This window comes from Pseudarthrobacter sp. HLT1-7 (assembly GCF_059383435.1).
In genome coordinates this window covers 176,784-197,724 of sequence record NZ_JBWZCH010000005.1, presented here as the reverse complement: position 1 = coordinate 197,724, position 20,941 = coordinate 176,784, and the positions used below count along the sequence as shown (strand labels likewise).

The window sequence follows — 20,941 nt, the reverse complement described above, 5'->3', positions numbered from 1 at the left end:
GCAACGCCTCTCCTGTGGAACTGGTCGTTCTGGACCGGGTCCGGCGGCCGCCCCCGCAGCCGCCGGACCTGCGTCGTGCCGCCCGCTAGGCCGGTCCGACCACAAGGTCGTCGAATCGTGCCAGTACGGGCGCGTTCGTGGCCGAGCCCGAGAGGTAGGACATCAGCCCGGTGGACCCGGCAGCCTGCAGGCTGGCGGTGGAATCCGTGATGGTCACGCCCCAGGCCCCCGGCTCCGCCGTTCCCGTCCGCCAGGTCTTGGCCCGCAGCGTGCTGGGCCCCGTTCCCGTGACCTCCACCCGCAGCTGAAGTTGTTGCCCGGCGGTGAGAGTGATCCCGGCGGTGACCTGGGCCAGCGTCGTTTCGGCGCCGCCGGCGAGCCTCGTCAGCTGCAGCGTGGTGACGCCGGTGGACGACACCTTCACCTTGCCGCGGTACTCCTCCGTTCCCACGCGGCGCCCGATCACGCCCAGATTCGAGCCGCCGCCGTTTCCGATCTTGTCGAACGAGGCCGTCACAAGCGAGTTGCTGGCGGTCGTCGATACCCCCGGCAGGAACGTGGACGGTCCCCTGCCGGCGATCAGGTTCATCAGTCCCACTCCGCCGCCGACCGAGTACGAGCTGGCTGAGCCATTCACGGACCAGGCCCCGCCGGTGTCCGCCGTGCCCCATCCGGATGCAAGGGTGCGGGCAAAGGCGTCCCGTGCCAGGGCTCCCCCGGCCGGGGCGACCGTGACGCTGCGGGTGGTGGTGCCGGTGGCCCCGGCGCTGTCAGTCACCGTCAGGGTTACCGTGTAGGTGCCGGCCGCCGCGTAGCTGTGCGACGCCGTCGCCCCGGTGGCGGTGCCGCCGTCGCCGAAGTTCCACGCGTAGCCGCTAATGGTGCCGTCCGGATCCGCCGAGGCCGCGCCGTCCACGGCCACCGCCAGTTGGTTGACGGTGGCCGTGAACGACGCCGCCGGTGCCTGGTTTCCGGCGACGGCGACGGTGGTACTCCGGCTGTCCCCGGTGACGGTGTTACCGAATGGATCTTTCACCACGATCCGGTAGCTGTGCTGGCCAGCGGCCAGTCCGGTGTCGGTGAACGTCAGGGCGGGCCGCTGCCAGAAGGTTGACAGTCCTGACACAGTGTGGACCGGGGTGGGGTTGCCGTCCCGCAGCACCGTGTAGGTGAGGCTGGAATTGTCCCGGTCCCAGTTGGACTGCCAGTCCACCTTGACCTCACCGGCGGCCGGGCTCGTCAGTGTCGGCACGAAGTTCGTCGGGTTGACGCGGGGCTGCTGCCGGTTGGGGGCGATTTCCTTAACTGCAAACCGCGACAGTCCCTGCTGCGGCCGCAGGTTGACGTTGAGGAACTCACCGACCATCACAACATAGTTGCTGTTGCCAGTAACCGCCCACGGACCCTGGGCCTGGCCGGTGGCAGTCCCGGTGTCCATATCCGGGAACCAGTTCAGCAGGGTAGGGGCGGGCTGGCCGGTGAAGGACGGATAGCCCTGCGTGTCTTTGGTGAGCGTTCCAGTGGCCGCCTTGCTGAAGGCGGTCGCCCGGTGCCAGGTCCTGGGTGTAGTCTCCGGAAAACCGCCGAGGTTCTGGCAGTAGTGGGCGTGGCTGGCGACGTAGACGGCAGTGTTGGAGGCAAATACACCATAGGAGTCGCCGTGGCAGTCCTCCACCCACTTGATCCGGGCATCGGACCAGTTGGCGGAGAACGCCCCTTCCAGATTTCCTCCGGTATTCTTGATGAATCCTGTGCCATAGAAGCTGGTGCCGTCGGAATGCAGCGAGAGGATGGCCGATGTGGAGCCGGAGTTGCGCACCACATCGTTGGCTTGGGTCGCGATATTGGCCCCGCTGGTGGCGTCGACCATCCCGAGCCCGAAGCCGGGCCGGTTGGAGCCGTTCAGCGTCGAGAACGAACCGCCCACCACGATTTTGGCCCCGTCAGGAGAGACGGTGAAAGCGTTGACCTGACCGCCGACGGCGATCGGAGCCCACGGAAGCAGGGCACCATTCGAGGCGCCGACGGCGGCGAGTTTGGCCCGGGCAGCTGATCCGACTGCGCTGAAGGATCCGCCCATCCAGACCGTAGTACCTTTGGCGGCAATGGCCCGGACAGTGGCACTCATCTGCGGCGCGAAGGTGCTGATCAGGCTGCCTGTCAACGGGTCGAGAGCGGCAACCCTTAAGCGCTGGACTCCGTTGACGGTGGTGAAATCTCCGCCGATGTAGAGCCTGGACCCGTCCGGCGCGGCGGCGACGGCGAGCGCCTGGGCGTTGAGTACGGGCGCGAAGCCCGGAATGAGCTGCCCGGTGGTCAGGTTGAAAGCAAGAATATTACTCCGGGCCACCTGTTGCGTCCCCGGAGCGGCGTTGTAGGGCCGGGCATTGTTGAACTTGCCGACGACGTACACGGTGTTGCCGATGATGGCCGTCTGCCAGCCGACGCCGTCGTGCTGCGCCGTGGGGAGGCTGTCGGCCGTGACCGTGACCGGTGTCTTCGGATCGTTGGGGTCGACGGGGGCCGAATCGGCGGCGCTGCCGGGGGCCCACGCGACGGCGAAGGCCGCGAGGAGCACTAGCGCCAGGACCATGGCGGCGGCGCGGTGCGCCAGCCTCAGCAGGCGGGGGCGCCGCGGGCCTGGGCCGGTGGGTGTTGGCACCTCGCGGGCGGCACTTGGGAGCCAGGCCATGGCATTGTCCCTTCGCTGGTACGTCGTGATTTCCACCATTGAGCGCAGCCCGCTCTCCGCGGACCGCGCGGCCGGAAGCAGGTGTGCTGCGGTTCCCTGCGGTGGCTGGTTATGCGGTGGCTGGTTATGCGGTGGCTGGTTCTGCGGTGGCTGCGCCTTCGGCGACTTTGCGATGTTCATGGCTGCTCCCCCTGGTCCCTGGGCCTACGGGGTCTTCAAGGAGAAGTCGTTCAGGGCAGTGTGTCTGGCGTCTAGGGTGTGGGGATAGGCAGTGCGGGCTGCGTTTCCCGTCTGAGCGCTCCCCAGCGTGGCGTTCCGAAACATTGTTTTCCCTTCTAGTTCAATCTGTGTCTGGCGGCACTCAGGCTGAGCGCCGCCACATCGTCGGCCGAATAGAGGCCTTGGATGCAGTGGTCATTGCGGTTTTCTCCTACATTCGTTCTCATCAGCGTCCGGCTCTGGGTTCCCGGAATAATCGGGAAGTGCCGTGGCACCGGTCCAACCTGCCGGACCGGTATGCCCGCACGGAGGGCCACCCAGTGCAGCCAGATATCGTCGGCACTCGGGCATACGGACAGGAAACGCTCCCCGCGCAGCCTGAGCTCGTGGAGCATCGCCGGCGGGTAGATCACCCCGGAAACACCGGGGGAAAAATTGCTGGGCCGCGCGGCCGTGTCGTGTGCCCGGGCCCACGTTCCGTAGGCCGCGACCCGCTCCCCCGAGACGCCCATGATGCTGACCCAGTGGCCGCCGATGGCTTCGGGGTGCCGCCGGTTCGCGGCCACGAGGAGGGCGAGCCAGTTCGGCGGGTAGATGATGTCGTCGTCGGCCGTGACCAGGGGCACGGTGTGGTGCTGCACCGATTTCACATAGGGGTAGTACTTGGTGTGCGGGCCGTAGTTGGGGCTGAGCAGCACTTCCAGGCCGCGGCGCTCCAGCCGGCGAAGCGACGCCGGACGCGCCGCAAACTGCTCCGGAGAGTCCAGCCACAGCACCAGTCGCTGCGGTCGGCTCTTCCCGCGGGCAATGGACTCGATGGCGACTGAAACCGTGTGGACTCGGTCGCCATAGCTCGTCAGGGAGACGACGACGGGGGCGGAGCCCGTGGCGGTTCCGCGGGACACCGCGTTTCTGAGCCGAAGGTACGCGGTGGCGGCGACGGCACGGAGCCGCTTCGCCACCTTCTTGCCCCGGCGCGCCGTCGTCCGGAGCAGCAAGAGGGGCGGCAGGCTGCCCGGTGTCGTAGTCATGGCCTGTCTCCTTCCTGTCGGTTCCTGCGGACTGCTTGCTGGCGGACTTCTTCCTGTGGTCTGTCTCCGGACAAGGGCCTTTCCCCGGACAACCCTGCGGCGCCGGCAGCTATGGCAGCTTGCCTTCGAACGTGGCAATCGGCGTTTCAGCCTCCAGGTTGAAATAGATCTTCACTTTGTCCCGGGCCTCCGCAGGTACCGAAAAAACGAAGATGCCGACACCGCTGGTGCCCGGCTGGACCGCGGCCGGGAACGTCACCGCGTCCGGACCACTGAGCTTGCCCGCCGGTTCCTGGTCCTTTCCGAAGCTGACGTCGACCACGGCCGCGTCCAGCGAGATCGCCTTTGCGGTGTCGTTGACGATCGTCACCTTGAACCGGACGGCCGGCCCGGCCACCTCGCCGATTCCTGTGGCTACACCCTGAACCGCCGTCATGTCCGTGATAGTGGCGGAGACCCCGCCCTTCACGGCCTTCTTGGCCTTAATCTCGACCGGCGCCGCGGTGGGCTGCGGAATTTCCGCGAGTTCCTGATCGGACTTTCCTTTGCGGTCCACTGGACCGGGATCGGTGCCGCCCTCGGCGGGTTTCGCCGCGGCGGCCGGCGGTGCTGCCGGGACGGCCGCCTCGGGAGCGGCTTCGGCGGCCGCCGCCGCCGGGCTCGGGGCCGCGGACGGCACAGCGTCCCTGACCGCCGGCTCGGACGGTATACTCGTGGCTTTGCCGGTAGCGCCCTGCGTGTCGGAGGCCCGGGCGGCCCCGCCCTGTCCGGACGCCCAGGCGACGCCGCCGAACGCGACAAGCGCCGCTACTCCGATGGAGGTGGCGATGAACCGCCGTCGGCGCCCCGCCGTCGCGGTATTTACTGTTTCAGTAGTGCTTGGCTTTTTCATTGCTGGACTCCATATCCGGCCGTGCTGCCGGCAACCGCGGTGCTGTTCGGTGTGGCGGCCAGTACCTGCAGACGGTGCTTGCCCGCCGGGTGCGGTGCCGGCTGGACGGTGGAAAGTTCACGGAACCATTTGACGGAAGCCAGCAGCAGGAATGCTGCCGTGGCCGTGAAGATCAGGGTGTAGACGGTCAGGAACAGCGGCAGCGCGCCGTAGAACACGAAAGAGAGACAGAGGATCCCATAGTCCATCGGGACGACCAGCACGGAGCGGATCCAGGACCTCCTGGCGGTGTTCGCCACGGATTCGCGGCCGGCCTGGCGCCTCAGCTGTTCAGTGAGAATCATGCTGAAGAACAGCACCGCCGACACAACGGCGGCGCCGAGGGGAACGAGCAGCCACCAGGTGTCGACTGATTCAAAACGATAGAGCCCGACGGCGAGCGCAAGCGGCATCAGCGAGGTCTTGACGGCGTCGACCATGTGGTCCAGCCATTCCCCGGCGGGCGATCCGTTGCCTTGCATCCGGGCGACCTGGCCGTCTGCAGAGTCCAGCGCGTAACCCACAACCAGGCACAGGGCCACGCCGAGGCCCAGGGCAGCCGTGGGCGGGTAGAGCACGAGCAACGCAATCCCGGTGAAGGTGAACAGTGCGCTGATCGCGGTGATGGCGTTGGGTCCGAGTCCTGCCCTCAAGGCCGCGGCTGCCAGGAGCCGGCCCAGCCGGCGGTTGATGTAGCGGGAGTACGCCGGGGCGCCCCGGGCGGCCGTCTTCTGCGCCGCAGCCAGTTCCCGGACGGTGCTCCAGTAGCCGGTGGAGACGGTCCCGGCGGCAGCGCCGGACCCTTGGTCGATGGCAGTCATTGTCCGGCCCCCATGCTCTGCCGCGGAGCTCCGGAGAAGCGCCGCGAGGCCTCGCGGGGGGCACGGACCCGTGATCCGGCAAGGTCGTGGCAGAGCTGCTCGTAGCCGTCCGCGACGAAATCCCAGTTGAAGCGGGCCGCGATTTGCTGGGCCTGCCGGCCCCTGAGCGCAACATCCGATTCGGGGTCTTCCGCTTCCGCGGCGAGCCGCGCCACATCCTGGGGACCGCTGAAATAGCGACCGGATCCTTCCAGCACTTCCCGGTTGAAGTCGACGTCGTAGGCGTTGGTGGCGGTGCCGGCACCGATGGCCCGCAGGAGGGAGGGATTGGTTCCTCCGACCGAGTGACCGTGCCAGTACACTTTGGCGTTCGAGTACAACTGGTCGAGCATTTCCTGGTCCCAGACGCCGCCGATAAAGTGCACCCGGTCATCACCGAGCTCGTGGACGAGGCGGGTGTAACGGTCCGAGTATGGGGCCGAGCCGACGACGACGAGCGGGAGCCGGGCGGTGCTTTGGGCGTATCCTTCGACGATGAGGTGGACGTGGTTTTCGGGCTCGAAGCGGGCAACCACGAGGTGGAAGCCTTGCGCCTCAAGGCCGAGCTGTGCGAGTTTGTCAGTTTTTCCCTTGGCCAGCATCGGCGCCCCGTAAGCGAGGTAGACCGTGTCGGCGTCGAACTTCTGCCGGTAGTAGTCCTGGATTCCGACGGCGTCGGCGATCAGGGAGTCGGACCACCTGACCGCCAGCCGCTCCACGAGCTGGTAGTAGTTCCGGCCGGCCCTGCCCCATTTGGCGCGCTTCCATTCAAGCCCGTCAACATGGGTGGCCACCGGGATGCCGGCTGCGCGGACCACGGGCAGGTAGGGCGCGTTCGCTGCGTTGAAGACTATCGCCGCGTCCGGCCGGTGCCGCAGCATGTGGGCCACGGAAAGGCCGGTATGGCTCAGTGTTTCCAGCGAGCGTTTGTGCAGCGCCCCCAGGTGGACGAGGTCCATCCCGAGGTGTTGGGCCGGTTTGTCCGGGGCTCCCCCGTCCACGCCTCCGCCGTCCACGTTGCGGCAGTACACCGTCACGCGGTTGCCGCGCTTGACCAGCCGCTGCCCGATTTCCTCGATGGCAGTTTCAAATCCCCCGTAGCGGGCCGGGACGCCCCGCGTCCCCACCATAGCGATGTGCAGCCCGCTCATCGCCGCACCCCCTGGCGGCGGCGTGCCGGCTCCGGGGCCTGGTTGATCAGTTCCAGTGCGGTGCGCAGGGCGGTGCTGGAGGTGTGAACCGTGTAGGGGAAGAAGATGACCTCCACGCCCACCGCGTTGAAGGCGGCCTCCAGGCGGTCACCCTGCGGGGTTCCTTTCCAGTCGTCGCCTTTGAAGAACGCATTGAACCGCAGTTCCTCCCAGACCTGCAGTTTGTCCGGAATGACTTCCGCGAACACTTCATCCACGTAGCCGATGCTGCCGACAATCTCCATCCGCTCGGCCAGCGGGACCAGGGGCAGCCTGCCCTTGACCCGCTCCAGCATTTCGTCAGAAACGACCCCTGCAATCAGGTAGTCGCATTGGCTTCTGGCGTGCTTGAGGATATTGAGGTGTCCGATGTGAAAAAGATCGAACGCCCCGGGTGCATATCCAATTTTGAGACCCATGTCCTGCCACCTTCCCTTTTTGACGCCGGCCCAGACCGGCGTTTAGTAGGCCCCTACCGGATGCAGGATGACTCTGAGGGTTCGCCACAGAATCATGATGTCTCCGGTCAAGGACCAGTTCTCCACGTAATAGAGGTCCCAGCGGACGCTTTCTTCCCAGCCAAGATTTGATCGTCCGTTGATCTGCCACAGCCCGGTGATGCCCGGCTTGGTCAGTAGCCGGCGGCTGACGTCGCCTGCGTACCCCTCCACTTCGCCGGGAAGTTGGGGCCTTGGCCCCACCAGGCTCATGTCGCCCCGGAGGACGTTCCAGAGCTGCGGCAGCTCGTCCAGCGAGTACTTCCGGAGCCAGCGTCCGCTTCTCGTGACCCGGGGATCGTTCTTCATCTTGAAGAGCAAGCCCGCACCTTCGTTCAGTTCCGCCAGATCCGCCAGATCCGCTTCGGCGGTGGTCACCATGGAGCGGAGCTTCACAATCTGGAACCGCTCGCCGTTCCGGCCGACCCGCTCCTGGCGGAAAAACACCGGGCCCTTGCTGTCCCGGATGATCACCCACGCCAGGACACACAGCAGCGGTGACAGGAGCAGGAGTGCGGTGCCGGCGGCCACAATGTCGACAAGCCGCTTGAGCGTGTGCTTGGCCCCGCTGAACTGGGGCAGCTCAACGTGCATCAGTGGCAGGCCTTCCACCGGCCGCCAGTGGATCCGGGGACCGGCGACGTCGGTCAGGCTTGACGCCAGGACGAGGCTGGTGCGGGTGCCCTCGAGCGCCCACCCGAGCTGACGGATGGATCGAGTATCGCCGTCCAGACGTCCCGCCACCACCACTGCGTTTGCTCCGGTTTCGGCCACTTTCCCGGCGACCGAATCGACGTCGCAGAGCACGGGAACCCGGGTCGCGGAAATCTGCAGGTGGGTTTGCGTGTAGCCGGTGGGAAGGGCGGCCCCCACCACTTCGTAGGCAGCTCCGGACACCTTGCCGAACTGCCGGACCACGTACTCCACGTCTCCGGGCTCGCCGACGACGATCACCTTGGAAAGGTAGTGTCCGAATTTCCGCTGGCGGTTCAACCAGGCCCGCCATTGCCACCGGTTCACCAGCAGCAGCAAGGCTCCGGCCGGCAGTGCCAGCGCGAAGTAGCCACGGACGACGTTGATATCCAGGACCAGGAAGAGGATTGCTATCGCTCCGAAGGCGCCCAGCGTTGCGTCAACCACCCGCTTGTACTCCTGTGAACCGATCCCGAGCACGGTCTCTTCGCGTGTGCGGTGAACTTCGAGCGCAATGATCCAGGCCAGCAGGATGACCACGCTGACCGCCAGGTACGGGCTGCCGGACACGGACTTTGAGAAGAGCGCTTCACCGGCCTCGAACCGCACGGTGTAGGCGGCCGTCACGGCCAGGACCATGATCGCGATATCCGTGAGCCGGAGCCATCGCCGGTAGCGCCTGGCCCACGACGTTCCGGAATCCACCCGCGCTGCCGCGACGTCCGCCTCGATGCTCCACGGCTTATCCAGCGGCCCGGCACTGGCGGCCAGGGCGGGGGCGGAGCGGCGGAGCCAGCGGCTGACTTTGGGGCGGTACCCGGCGCGGTACTCGTCGACCGCGCTCATACCAGTTCCACGTCTTTCAGTGGTGCAGACCGATTTAGGGAGCCGGCGGCGGCTGGGGGGAGAGCCTCGGTCTCAGAAGGCTCTGACGCCGCCGGCTCCGACCTTGGCGCCCGGCTGCCGGCGAAGGCACCGTGCGGATCCAATGAAGGAGTTCGGAGTAGGGAGGTCCCGGCGCGACCACCTTCGCAGGTGGAGCTGGCTTCCTCAGCAGTGACGAGTAGGTTTGCGAACCTGCTCCTGCGCTGGTGTTGCCCGCGGCCGATCACCGCCCTGAAGTTACTCATTTTGAGACCTTTGTGAGTTGTTCTTGGGACTGACTTAAGTGAATATCCGGGGCCGGATCAGTGCACGAGTAGCGTTTACCCGACTTCCTTTGCGGCCTCTTGGGTAGGACTACTTGGGGGTACTCCCGGACGGCCGGCGGACCACCCGCGTACTACGCAGACACACTCGCCGCGAGGCGCGGGAACTCGGGGCCGGCCGGCAATACCCACGTTGAGCGCTCCGCGCTCCGGCCCGGACGGCTGCCTCGGGCCATGCCCTCCGCTGTCCCGGATTACCATTGCTTCTGCCCGCGGCAATAGCTGCGGCGGCGCCGGTCAGGGGCCGGGTGTGTCCCGTTCGTCGTCGAGGAGCTCCACACGGTGGCTGACCCCGAGCTTGGCAAAGATGCGGTAGAGGTGTCCCTCCACTGTCCGCTGCGAAACGCAGAGGGCGGTGGCGATGTCCGCATTCGCGGCGCCGCCGGCGACGAGCTCCAGGATCTCGGCTTCCCTGGCGGTCAGCTCCGTACCGTATTCGCTGCGGACGACGTCCATGTTCGCCGCCATGCCCGCCTCCACCATCCGCTGGTGCACCCTGCGCTGGACCGCGGACAGCTTCCAGCGGTCCGGGTGGCGGACGAGGCAGGACTCCGCCTGCTGCGCAGCTTCCAGGGCCAGGAGCACCTGCCCGGCTGCCAGCGCTTCGTCGCTGATGCCGATGAGTCCTGCTGCGTCTGCCGCGGACACAGCAAGGGAGAGTGCCTCAAGCAGCCTGGCCTCGGGCCCTTCGACTGCACTGCTGCTCAAGGCCAGCTCCTGTGCACCCCCGGTATCGCCGCTGCGAAGCAGGAGCCTCCGAATATCCGTTTCCACGCTCCTCAGCCCCTGGTCGCGTGCCTCCTCCGCCAGTACCTGCAGGCTCCGCTGACCGTCCCCGGGCTCTCCGTCCGTATCACCCTGGACGCGTCCGCCGTCGCCCGTGAGTAGCTCAACCGTCCGGCAGTACGCCTCGGCAAGCAGCCGGAAGGTCAGTGGTTCACCGTATTCGGACGTGCGGTACGCCTGTGCGTGCGTGCGGGCCTCATCCCGGCGGCCGAGCAACGCGGCGGCGTAGGCGGCGACGGAGTGTACGAAGGGCAGCAGGCCCGAAAGATCGGAGATTTTGAGTTCCTCCACGCCAAGCTTCAGTTCCGCCAGGCAATCGGGGATCCGGCCCTGACGCAGCCGGGAGAAACCCTGCAGGGCGTGGAGTGTGCCGCCGCTGTACAGGAGGCGGCCGGGGTGCTCGGCGGCGTAGTGGTCCACGGACTCTGCGAGCTCCTCCCACTTACCGGCGCGGATGAGGATTAGGCCGTGGCGCAGGAGCACGTCTTCATGGACCAACGGGATGGTGAGGCAGGGGCCGGCCATCCCGTGCCAGGCTTCGCGGTCCAGTTGCAGGCCGGCCAGGAGCTTTCCCTGGGCGGTCCACAGTTCGGCAAGCAGCGACGCGGCAGGGAAGCGGATTTCCGGGTTGTTCCCGGCCGCCCTGACGAGTTCCTGCAGGCCGGACTCGAGGTCCGCGAAGCGGCGGCCGCGGCGGCCGTTCATGATGTCTGCCGCCATGGCCGCGGCGGGCGATTGCGTCCACAGCGGCTCGTCCAGGCGTGCCGACGGCCGGTCACCGGGGTCCACGGCTGCCCCGTTCTGCGGTGTTGGAAGCAGCGGCGCCTGGGCCGTCGTCGGGGCAGACATCGACGGGGCAGACATCGACGGGGCAGGCAGCGACGGGGCGGGCAGCCGGGCGGCGAGGAGCGCGGCGAGGTAAGACTGCCGCCCGTAGCGGAGGGGCCGCGCTGCCAGGAGTCGGCTGGCGGCCTCCTCCGGCCGGCCAAGAATATAGGAGGAATAGGCCAACTGGACCCTCGCGTCCGGGAGGTACGGCCAGGCCGCGACCGCGCCGGCAACTTTGATGGCCGTCGCCGGGTCCAGGTCTGTGTTGGCCACCGCGGCGGCCTGGACCAGCTGCCCCGGTGGAACCTCCGCCCCGCAGTCCATGGACCAGAGGAGCTGGTTCAGGAACGCGTCCGGGCGGGCCACGGCGGACGAGGGAAGCGCCAGCAGACTCGCGCGCAGGGCCGCGCTCTGCCCGGCCGGTACGCGGCGCCGGATGATCTCGCCCAACACGGCGCTCGCGGGCCGGAGTACCCGGTCATGCCCCGGCGAAACGCCGATGAGCCCGGCCGTTTCGAGGGCGTCCACGGCCCTGGGGCTGCTGAACTTTAGCAGCTGACCCAGTGGCAGAGGACCGGCCAGTGCAACGATGGTGGCGACCGTCCGTTCCTCCGGGGTCATCGAGCGCAACTGCTGGTCAACGACGTCGGCAGCGGGCACCCCGGCCAGTTCCGGTTTGGACAGCAGATACCACACACCGTCTCGCAGCCCCAGGGCGCCGCGGGCGCGGGCATGCTCGATCAGGGACACGAGCATCAGCGGGTTGCCGTCGGTAACCGAATAGAACACGGCGCTGGCCCAAGGAGACACGTCTGCCCGCAGGAGCAGTTCGCAGAGCTGATGAACGTCCGCGCGGTTCAGCGGGGACAAATCGAATTTTGAGATGATCCCGTCGTCCCAAAGAGCCAGAAATTCCTCCGGGATCATCGGACCCGGCCTTGTGGCGGCGAGGATACTGGCCGCCCCGGTGGCAACAGCCCGGGCGAGCAGCTGGACCGTCCCGCGATCAAGGCTCTGGGCGTCGTCGATGACAAAAAGGGGCCGGCCGGCTTCGGATCGGAGACTGCCCGTCATGGCCGACAGCACGGCGGCGTAGGAGTCCAGTTCATGATCCGGGAGTTCGGCCAGATAGGGTACTAAAGCTCCAAACGGCACCGCGGCGAGAGCTCGCGTGGCCGTCAGCCGGATCACCCTTCCCCGGGGCCGCAGTTCGCGGATGACAGCCTTCGACACTGCGGTCTTGCCTGCCCCCGCACTTCCGACGATCAGCGCACCGGACCACGCGTCGTCGCGCAGACACCGCACGATGTCCCTGACCATACCGGACCGCCCTACCAATGGGGCGGTCTCAGCACGGCTTTCCATCTCCGGTTCCTCCCCCGGCGAGCGGCCGCCGGGGACTCGCCGGCAATTTCCTGGCGTCAGCCCAGGCGCGCAGTTTCACTCGGCGTGGAGATAACATCTTTGAGTTCCGATCTGCTGGCCACATGCAGCTTCGAGTACACCTGATAGAGGTGGCCCTCAACCGTGCGGACCGAAACATGCATCTGTTCCGCGATCTTGCGGTTTGAGGTGCCGGCGGCGGCCCGGACGGCGACTTCGCATTCCCTGGCCGTCAGGGTCGAAGTCGTGAGGGAGTGCAGACCGTTATTGGGGCTGCCGAATCGGTCGTCAAGGGACTGCTGTGCCCGCTGCGCGATCCTCAGCGCGATGCGGTTTCCGGCGTCGTTGGCGCAGCTGACGGCTTTTCGGGCGGCGTCCCTCGCGAAGACGGCGTTGCCTGCGGCGTCGGAATCCTTTGACGCCGCCAGCAGCCGGTCGCTGTCGGTTTCCTTCATACCCTCGGCCAGCCGTGAGCAAAGGCCGGCGAAATGCCCGGTGACCCGCGCGGACAGGGTGCCAAGTTTCAGGCCCAGCGGACGGTCCCCGAGCCGAGCCGCCGCAGACAAGAACAGCAGCGCCGGAGCCAGCGCCGAAGCTGTGGCATCGTCTTCGGCTTCCGCGACCAGCGACCGGATCGCCGCTGCCCGCTGGCCCAGTTCGGCCAGGGCGGCCAGCTCGAAATAGCGCGTCATGCGGCCAACAAGCCAGCCGGACCTGGTCCGCTGCTGCGTCAGCTCCGTGAGCAGAAGACTGGCAGTCTCCTCGTCACCGTGCAGGGCCGCGGCGCAGGCGGAAGCCGCAACGGCCAACCCTGCCACCGCGTCGGGATCCTGCGCACGCAGCTGCCCCGTGCCGGCCCGGAGGCGGGACAGGGCATCGTCAAGGCGGCCCGCATGGAGATCGATGACTCCCTGCCCGATCTCGAACATCCCGCCGAGGCGCGCCGGCGGGTCGGCCGTTTCGTAGGAACCCGCAATGAACATGGATGCCTCTTTGAACTTCGCCGAGAGCAGCATCTGGAGCAAGAACCGCCCCCTGATTTCGCGCATTCCCCGGTCCGTGAGACGGACGGCAGCGGCAGCGGCCATAACCTGCCTGCCGAGCGCCAAGGCTCCCAGGACGTTGCCGGTGACCGCCAATGCCTCGCAGCGCAGGCTGGCGGAAAGTATCCGCGATTCGGAGCCCAGTTCGCCCGGGTCCGTGTCGTCGGTCATTGCCAGGACGTCCCCGTACCGCCCTTCGAAAACGGCTAGGTCGGTTTCGGCAAGGCGGAGGCGCTCTCTGGCGGCGCCGGACGAGCTCTCATCGGGCTCCTCGGAGAGCCTGTGTGCGATCTCCCGCAGCCGGTCCCCGGCGTTAGACGCCGTCGTGGCGCTGCGCTTGTCCAGTTCGGTCCGGAGAAGCTGCAGGGAGATCCATTCGGTGAGTGAAAGTTCGCTCCCGGCCGCATGATCCAACACGGCGAGCACCCGCCGTGCAGACTCATCGTTGTTGATCGAAATATGGGCGTGGACCGATTCGACGGCCGCCCCGGGGAACGCTTGCCGGCACTGGATCTCGTCGAGGAAGCGAAGCGCCGCGACCGGGTCGGAGGCATCGTTCGCCGTGTGCGCTGCGGCCAGCGCCACGTCCGGACTGATCTGCTCGCCGCAGTCGAGAGCCCAGGCGACGCCGTTCGAACCGCCGAAGTCCGTGTGGTCCGAGTCCTGGAGCACCGCCATGAGCCGACGCCGGAGTTCCGCGCTGCGGCCCGGGGGCACAACACTGGCGACAATACCCGCCGTCACCGGATTGGCGACGCTGACCATCGGCGGATGGTCGTGGCTGACGTGGATCATTGCGCGCTCCTGCAGGGTGTCCATGTCCTGCGGATTCGCGATGCTCATGAGCGTCTGGAGCGGCACTGCGCCGGCCAGTGCCAACAATTCAAAGACATCGCGCTGGCCTGAGCTGAGCCGGTTCAGGCGTGCTTTCACCACGTCCCTGATCTCACCGGTCAGCGCAATCGGACTATTACCCAGAACCCAGGTACCGTCCTGGCGGACCACCGTGCCGAGCTTGATTTGTTCCCGGGCCAGGGAGTGGAGGAAGAGTGCGTTTCCGCCGCTGGCGCTCCACAGGACGCGCGCGGCGGTGAGGGAGAAGCGTCCGCCGTACTCGTGGCTGAGGGTTGCCGAAGTCTCCGTGAAATCGAAGGGCCCGAGGTCGACCCGCCGCAGCAGGTCATCTTTCCAGAGGCCCATGATGTCCCCGCCCACATGGGGCAGGTCCACGCAGGCGGCGAGCAGGGTCACGTGCGCCCCCGCACTGAGCTGCGCCACCATCATGCTGGACAGTTCATCCAGATCGTGGGCGTTGTCCACGAAGAGCACCACCCTTCGGCCCTGGGCTTTGTTGTGGAGCAACTGGGTGAGTCCCCGCAGCACCATCAGTGGGTGTTCTAAGTGGGAAGCGTCGAGGTCGTTGAGCAGAACGCTCAGGGCACCGTAGGGAAGTTTCGAGGAAATGGAGCTGCCCCGGACCTGGACTACAACGTAGTTCTCGCCGAGCTGCTCGAGGGCGCGCTGGGCGACAAAGGACTTTCCGGCCCCGTGTTCCCCTACAAGCACTACGCCGCAGCCGGAGCCGGCTGTCAGCGTCTCGACGACGTCGGCAACAATCTGGTTCCGGGTAAATGGTTTGTCATAGCGCCCCTGGGTGAAACGCTGTGCTGGCAAAATCGCTTCTGTTTTTCCGCTGCCCGCAGGCAGGCCGACGTCGTGCTGAAACATGAGAGACCTTCGCAATCAATGGTTGACCAGTGATATTTCCAATCTATGGACTGGGCCCAATTTCGGGATGCGTAAGTAGTACTCGAATACTCAGCGGGTAGTTGGCCGTGGTCTACGTGGCTGTACTCAGGTGGCCCGGACCGCCCAAGCTGCGGAACCAAGTAGTCGGTGAGGCATTCCGGGTGTCCCTTGGCGTAGAGCGGTCAGCCGTGCGACGCCGGATACTCGGATGGAGGCCTGCCTGGGTGGCTGCTACTGGCTTTCCGCCAGGCCGGCGAGCTGGTCCCGGCCCTTGACGTTGAGCTTGGCATAGCTCCGGTACAGGTGGCCTTCAACGGTCCGGATGGACACGTGGAGCTCGGCGGCAATCTGCCGGTCGCTGAGGCCTCGGACGGCGAGCGCCACAATGTCCCGCTCCCTGCGGGTCAGAAGCCCCAGCGAGTCGGTCTCCGCTTCCGGGTCCGTGCCAGGGATGCTGTCGGCCCGGCCAAGGCACCGCTTCCGCAGGGACATTGCCATGCGTTCGCGCAGGGCGTCACCGCCAGACCGGTAGACAGTCGCCGCGGCATCGTAGGCAAGCGCCGCGAAACTCCAGAGTTCAGCGTCCTCACAGCTCTTGGCCGCCTCCAGATGGTCCAGGGCGAGGTCCGTTGCGACCGCGCCGGCGTAGCCGCAAATCGCGGCGGCCCTCCGGCCCTCCAGCTCAGGCTCCAGCTCGAGCAGCCGGGACGCGGCGTCCGGGTCACCCAGGGCAAGGCAGAATGCCAGCGAGTCGAATTCAAGTCCGGGTGCGTCCCCGCCGCCGGTCGGACGGCCGAGCGCCCGAAGCTCGGCTATCGCCCCGGGGTGGTTGCCGAGGCGGGCTTTACCGTAGACCACTGCCATCTCGGACAGGGTGCGCAGATAGCGTGAAACGGCCGGAGCCGCGGCTTCGCAGTCGGCCAGGAACGCTGCGGCCTTGTCCTTGTCGCCCGCTTCGGCGGCGGCGGCGAAGGCCATGGAGGCTGTCAGGGCAAAGAGCTGCTGGGGATCCGCGAGCCGGAGGGATTCCAGCGCGGCGCCGAGGGTGTGCAATGACTGGGCGGTCTTCCCTTGGTACAGCTGGATGATGCCGTGCGCTGCATGGCCCCCTCCACCGAATGTGATGCGACTGGGCCCCGTGCTGGCGGCTACTCCCGCCAGGAGCGTTTCGGCAGCCTCCCAGTCGCCGCTATGGATGACGGCCGCGGCGGCGCGGACCACGAGGAATTCCGCCAGGAAATAGAGTTCGTCGTGCCCGGAACCGGCAATGCTCAGCGCCTCGGACGCGACCGCGAATGCCTGGCGCGCCTTACCCAGAACGAGGAGCCGTTCCGCTTTAAGGGCTAGCCGGAACGCGGCATCGAAGTGGTTAACCGGCGACGGCGGATCATCCTCCGCGTGCGGGAGCGCCGTGGGGGCTCCCTCAAAGTCTCCGGCCAGGGCGAGCACCATGCTGTCCATGGTCGCGTAGCGCTCCCGTGTTGCTGCGAGGATGCTGTCCGCATCCTCCGGGTTGGCCGCGGCCAGCCGCTCGCCGGCGCGCAGCAGCTCCCGTGCGCGATTCATGATGTCCGCCGGCCTATGGCCCAGGGATGATAGTACGGCTGCCCACATCAGGGTTCCGGTGAGGAGGACGGCGACACTCTGGCCCTCGCCGAAGTCGGCCTCCAGGATGTCGCGCGCGGCCGCATAGTCCGCGGTGTTGAAGTAGGTTCGTGCTATCACGGACCGTGCTGCCATCTGCAGCTCGGGGTCCTGGACCTGGGCGGCGATCTTGCGGGCCAATTCGTCCTCGTAGAGCCGGCTGGCGAGGACCGCTGCCCTGAGTAGTTGCCGGTCATCAACGTCAGTGCCGCATTCCAGGGCCCAGCTCACCTGGCGCAGGAGGCCTTCGGCCGAGGTCGGTTCCGTGTCCATGAGCTGCAGCAGGCTTTGCCTCAGTTGGAGGCTTCGCGCGGGGGAAATCAGGTTTCGCAGCGTGTCACCGTAGACCGCGTGCCACAGCCGCAGTTCGGAGTGCGGCGAAGACGTCACCTTGATCAGCTCGCGTTCGACCAGGGCCGCGACTGCCGCCTCCCCCACCAGGGACTCGATCAGTTCCCTAGACACCGGCTCTGCCAGGGCAACGAGGTTTAGCGCCTGCCGCTCTGCCGGCAAGCGCCGGAGCAGCTGCCGGCGCACGACGTCGGTCAGCTGGTCCCCGTGGCTGTTCAGCGGCCGCGTGAGCAGCCATACTCCGTTGCGCTGGAGCAGCGTCCCGTCGCTCCTGGCGTCGTCGATCAGCCCGTTGAGCAGCAAAGGGTTGCCGGCCGAAGCTTCCCAGAGAATCTCGGCGACGTTCGGCAGGACCTGGGGGCCCAGCCGGTGACTGAGCATTTCGTCGGTCTGCTGTTGGGTCAGGGGGCGCAGGTCGAGACGCACGGCGATGCCCTCAAACCACAGCTGCAGCAGCGGCTCAGGCAGTCCGGGCCTCGCAGCGGCCGCTACGAGCAGCTTCGCCCAGCCGGCAGCGGCGAGTTCCACGAGGATCCCGGCGGTCGCTTCGTCGAGGTCATGGGCGTCGTCGACAATCAACAGCAGGGGCTTCCCGGCGGTGCGCCGCTCATCCTCCAGGCGGGACCAGAACGTCCTCAGGACCGCCAGCTGTGATGTGGCCTCCTTGACCGGGAGGCCGACGATGAAAGGCCCCAGCACGCCGTACGGCACGTTTGTCAAGGCGGGGCTGCCGTGGATGCGGACCGGCGTCACCTCGGAGTGGAGCTCAGCCACAACAGCTTCCAGCAGAGTGGATTTTCCGATGCCGCTGTCACCGAGGAGCATGACGGCGACGTGCGTGCCCCCCTGGATGGCCGCCACCGCCGACCTCAGGTCATCCGTCCGCCCGGTCATGGCGCCGGACGCCTCAATCGGGGGATCTGCTGCGCGCGACTTAGATGAGTCCAAGAAGATCACTTCGCGAGGAAACTCCGAGCTTGGTGAACACCTGGTACAAGTGCCCCTCCACTGTTCTGACGGAGATACCAACTTCCATGGCAATGTCCCTGTTGGAGACCCCGTTGCCGGCCAGAGTCGCGATCTGCCGCTCCCTTTCCGTCAGCAGCGGGCCACTGTTCCGTGGCATGACAGGCAGGGCCGGAACAGACTCTGCGAGGCCCTCAAGCATGGTGTGCGCGGCGCTGGCGCTGGCACTCAAACCCGCCGATTTGGCGAAGTCGAAGGCCAGGGCAGCGCATCTCGCCTGAACCGCGTCCAGTTCAAGGGCAGCTGCCAGTTCGGCGGCCTGAAGCATGAGCGGAGCATCCTTCGTCCGGCTGCCCGCGGCAATGACTCCGGACAGTTCTGCGAGGGGCCCTTGCCGCAAAGCCGCGATGTCCGCCAGGAAAATGAAATCCTTGGCCGTGCCGTTGACGGTCGCGCCGAGCATGAAGATGCCGGCCAGGGTATAGCGGCCCGCCCGGAAATGCCTTTCGGCCGAGCGCACCAGCCGGTCCTTTGCCTCCGGGTCACCGAGCCAGCGTGAGGCCATATCCATGCAGAAATCGGCCGAGCTCCGGACCGCGAAACGGGCCGGGCCGTCAGCGGACCGCGCCAGTTTCAGGTAGACCGCGGCCTGCACGGAATTGCCCGTCTGGGCGTACGCAAACGCCGCGGCCGCGTAGGCCTGCTGCAGCGAGTGCAGACTCGCCCGAACTTCGAGCTGGGCAATGGCCGCGAGAAGCGGGGCCAGCGCCAGGTAGCCGCGGCCCGCATAGACGTAAGCGACGCCCACGGCCAGGTCCGTTGCCGCGCTGCCGGAATGCAGCCCGTGGCCGGCGCGGCCGCTGGCGCCCTTGAGCATGTCAATGCTCTGGCGCCATTGCCCGGAGAACAACAGCACGTTGAACGACCTCCACGCAAAGTTCTCGCGGATTCGGGGAATGGTGGACCACTCGCTCAGCTGTCCGGCGATTACGCGCATCAGCTTGCGGGCCTCAAGCTCCTTGCCGGTCATGCATAGGGCTTCCATCAGGATGATGGACGATCTGAGCCGGTGCACGGGACAGGCGCCTTCCCCGTCCGCCGAAGCCGCCGCGCTGAGCCGCTCCATCATGGGCTCATAGTCACCGATGAAAGACAGGTAGTTGAATTCGCAGAGGTCCAGGTGCAGCCCTGCCCGCGACAGCTCCTCCGCGGTCGCGGGATGCTCGTTCACGCTGAGTTCGTGGAGCCGCATCCGGGCGTGCCGGATCAGTTCCGGCACCTTGCCGGTCCGGTCCTCCAGCCATGCCATGGAGTCCGCCTTCGCCGCAATGAGGTCTGCGAACACCTCCGCGGGGAGGGCTCCCAGCTGACGCTCCGTGATGTCGTCGAGGGCAGCCATCGCCTGCGGCGGCAGCCCGAGCTGCAGGTAGGCGGCGGACTTCTCCAGCTGGCCCTCGGCCCACTCGGAGTCCCCCGGGTTCAGGCTGCTGGCGCACTTGAGCGCAAACTTGGGATCGAAGAGCCTGACGGCGGCGCCGGCTGCCGCCAGCGCATGGGCCGGTGCGAGCGGCGCGTGACAATCGTGTGTCCACGCCGCATAGGCCAGCAGATCCTCTACGGTCAGCTCGCCCAGCTCGGATTCCTGGTGCCCCGGCACTTTATCCCGCAGCTCCAGCCGGCGCTCGACGCTCAGCCAGTTGCGGACGATATCGCCCAGGTAGCGGTCGCCAAGCGAGACGAGGTGCCGGTCGGTCCGGTCGACGACGATCTGGCCGGCGTCCTCCATGTCCGCGATGATGCCAGGGCTGTACATCCGGGCGAGCCGGGACAAGGGAAGCGTCCTGGCGCAGGAGAGGACCTCGATGACCTCCCTCGCCACAGGCGTTTCGCGGGAATAGCGGGCCCTGACAATGTCTTCCAGTGCAGTGCGTCCGTCCAGGACCACTTCGTCTACGAGGGTCCACACCGATCCCGAAAGCACCAGGTTTCCGCGTTCGATCTGCTCCGAGACGACGGCCTGCAGCAGAGTGGGGCTGCCGCCGACGAGCTGGTGCAGCTGGCTGGCGAGCGCACTGGACACCCGGTGTCCGAGCGCCGCCTGCAGCACCCCCAGGGTCTCGACTTCCGTCAGGTTGGCGAGCCGGACCTCGGCCAGCTGCCCGGAGGTGATGAGCCAGTAGAAGTCGGGGGGCAGATCGGTGGTGCGCTGGACCGTCGCGACGAGCCTGGCTGTCCGGGTTTGGAGCAGATTGAGCAGGACACCGGTACTCGGTTCGTCCAGGGCACCGGCGTTGTCCAACAGAATGACGCACTGGCGTCCGGCGGCGTCCTCGCGGATCAGTGACGTGATTCCCTGCAGGATGGCTGTCGGCGATCCGAGCGAGCTCTGCGGAAGGCGGGCGAGGGTAAACGCCAGGCAACCGTAGGGTGTTGCTGCGCCGGGCCCCGAGGTGCGGAGCTGGAGGGTGTAGACGTCCGGCCCGAAGCCGGCGAGGGCTGTGCGTCCGACAAGGGATTTGCCGACGCCGCGGTCACCGGTGATGACGACGCCCACCCGGCCGGGCGCAAGTAGGGCGCTGCAGACCCGGTCTGCGTCGGCATTGCGCGCAAGACCGGACCACCTGTGCCCGTCTATGCGGCCGGTAGTGTGTTCTTCTTCGGCGGGTGCCAATGTAGTGGAAACATTCCCCCAGCCCAGCGAATCCCTCGACATCTTGTTTCCTTCGTACCGCTATGCGGACAGCAAAACCGAGACCGTCCGCTAGAAGTAGCGTATCCCTATCCCCCGACATGAGAATAGACAGATCATAACGGGAAATCGGGATGCTTGAAAAGGAATCCGGGCCTGAACGCCGGCTCATGACGGGGAG

General features: G+C 66.9%; 11 protein-coding genes. All 11 read right to left on the bottom strand.

Features of this window, described 5'->3' with window-relative positions; genetic code table 11:
- Positions 1-85 precede the first annotated feature (85 nt).
- Positions 86-2,872, bottom strand: coding sequence for a PKD domain-containing protein (locus AC50X6_RS07015; protein ID WP_494965511.1), 2,787 nt, complete (start codon positions 2,870-2,872; stop codon positions 86-88).
- 155 nt (positions 2,873-3,027) lie between these two features.
- Positions 3,028-3,942, bottom strand: coding sequence for a glycosyltransferase family A protein (locus tag AC50X6_RS07010; RefSeq protein ID WP_494965510.1), 915 nt, complete (start codon positions 3,940-3,942; stop codon positions 3,028-3,030).
- Between the two features lie 109 nt (positions 3,943-4,051).
- Positions 4,052-4,834, bottom strand: a complete 783-nt coding sequence (locus tag AC50X6_RS07005) for a hypothetical protein (RefSeq protein ID WP_494965509.1) — start codon at positions 4,832-4,834, stop codon at positions 4,052-4,054.
- A complete protein-coding gene (locus tag AC50X6_RS07000) occupies positions 4,831-5,694 on the bottom strand; it encodes a CDP-alcohol phosphatidyltransferase family protein (protein WP_494965508.1) in 864 nt (287 codons plus the stop codon). The genes AC50X6_RS07005 and AC50X6_RS07000 overlap by 4 nt, the downstream gene beginning before the upstream one ends.
- Positions 5,691-6,884: a DUF1972 domain-containing protein gene (locus AC50X6_RS06995; protein WP_494965507.1), complete on the bottom strand. Its 1,194-nt coding sequence runs from the start codon at positions 6,882-6,884 to the stop codon at positions 5,691-5,693. The genes AC50X6_RS07000 and AC50X6_RS06995 overlap by 4 nt, the downstream gene beginning before the upstream one ends.
- The gene (locus AC50X6_RS06990; RefSeq protein WP_494965506.1) at positions 6,881-7,342 is read right to left on the bottom strand and encodes an FAD synthase family protein; all 462 of its coding nucleotides are present in this window, start codon (positions 7,340-7,342) and stop codon (positions 6,881-6,883) included. Before AC50X6_RS06990 ends, AC50X6_RS06995 begins: the two co-directional genes overlap by 4 nt.
- 42 nt (positions 7,343-7,384) lie before the next feature.
- Complete coding sequence (locus tag AC50X6_RS06985; protein WP_494965505.1) at positions 7,385-8,959, bottom strand: sugar transferase; 1,575 nt, start codon at positions 8,957-8,959, stop codon at positions 7,385-7,387.
- Between the two features lie 599 nt (positions 8,960-9,558).
- On the bottom strand, positions 9,559-12,300 hold the full coding sequence (locus AC50X6_RS06980) for a LuxR C-terminal-related transcriptional regulator (RefSeq protein WP_494965504.1): 2,742 nt from the start codon (positions 12,298-12,300) through the stop codon (positions 9,559-9,561).
- A 56-nt stretch (positions 12,301-12,356) separates the two neighbouring features.
- Positions 12,357-15,035 carry a helix-turn-helix transcriptional regulator gene (locus AC50X6_RS06975; RefSeq protein WP_494965503.1) on the bottom strand — a complete coding sequence of 893 codons (2,679 nt, stop codon included), beginning with the start codon at positions 15,033-15,035 and terminating at the stop codon, positions 12,357-12,359.
- Between the two features lie 306 nt (positions 15,036-15,341).
- Positions 15,342-18,062, bottom strand: a complete 2,721-nt coding sequence (locus AC50X6_RS06970) for a helix-turn-helix transcriptional regulator (protein WP_494965502.1) — start codon at positions 18,060-18,062, stop codon at positions 15,342-15,344.
- Positions 18,040-20,784 carry a helix-turn-helix transcriptional regulator gene (locus AC50X6_RS06965; RefSeq protein WP_494965501.1) on the bottom strand — a complete coding sequence of 915 codons (2,745 nt, stop codon included), beginning with the start codon at positions 20,782-20,784 and terminating at the stop codon, positions 18,040-18,042. The genes AC50X6_RS06970 and AC50X6_RS06965 overlap by 23 nt, the downstream gene beginning before the upstream one ends.
- Between the last annotated feature and the right edge of the window lie 157 nt (positions 20,785-20,941).

Coding starts and splice junctions, on each gene's coding strand:
- AC50X6_RS06995 (WP_494965507.1), bottom strand. CDS start 6,884: ATGAGCGGGCTGCACATCGCTATGGTGGGGACGCGGGGCGTCCCGGCC.
- AC50X6_RS07010 (WP_494965510.1), bottom strand. CDS start 3,942: ATGACTACGACACCGGGCAGCCTGCCGCCCCTCTTGCTGCTCCGGACG.
- AC50X6_RS06990 (WP_494965506.1), bottom strand. CDS start 7,342: ATGGGTCTCAAAATTGGATATGCACCCGGGGCGTTCGATCTTTTTCAC.
- AC50X6_RS06980 (WP_494965504.1), bottom strand. CDS start 12,300: ATGGAAAGCCGTGCTGAGACCGCCCCATTGGTAGGGCGGTCCGGTATG.
- AC50X6_RS07015 (WP_494965511.1), bottom strand. CDS start 2,872: ATGAACATCGCAAAGTCGCCGAAGGCGCAGCCACCGCAGAACCAGCCA.
- AC50X6_RS06985 (WP_494965505.1), bottom strand. CDS start 8,959: ATGAGCGCGGTCGACGAGTACCGCGCCGGGTACCGCCCCAAAGTCAGC.
- AC50X6_RS06965 (WP_494965501.1), bottom strand. CDS start 20,784: ATGTCGAGGGATTCGCTGGGCTGGGGGAATGTTTCCACTACATTGGCA.
- AC50X6_RS07005 (WP_494965509.1), bottom strand. CDS start 4,834: ATGAAAAAGCCAAGCACTACTGAAACAGTAAATACCGCGACGGCGGGG.
- AC50X6_RS07000 (WP_494965508.1), bottom strand. CDS start 5,694: ATGACTGCCATCGACCAAGGGTCCGGCGCTGCCGCCGGGACCGTCTCC.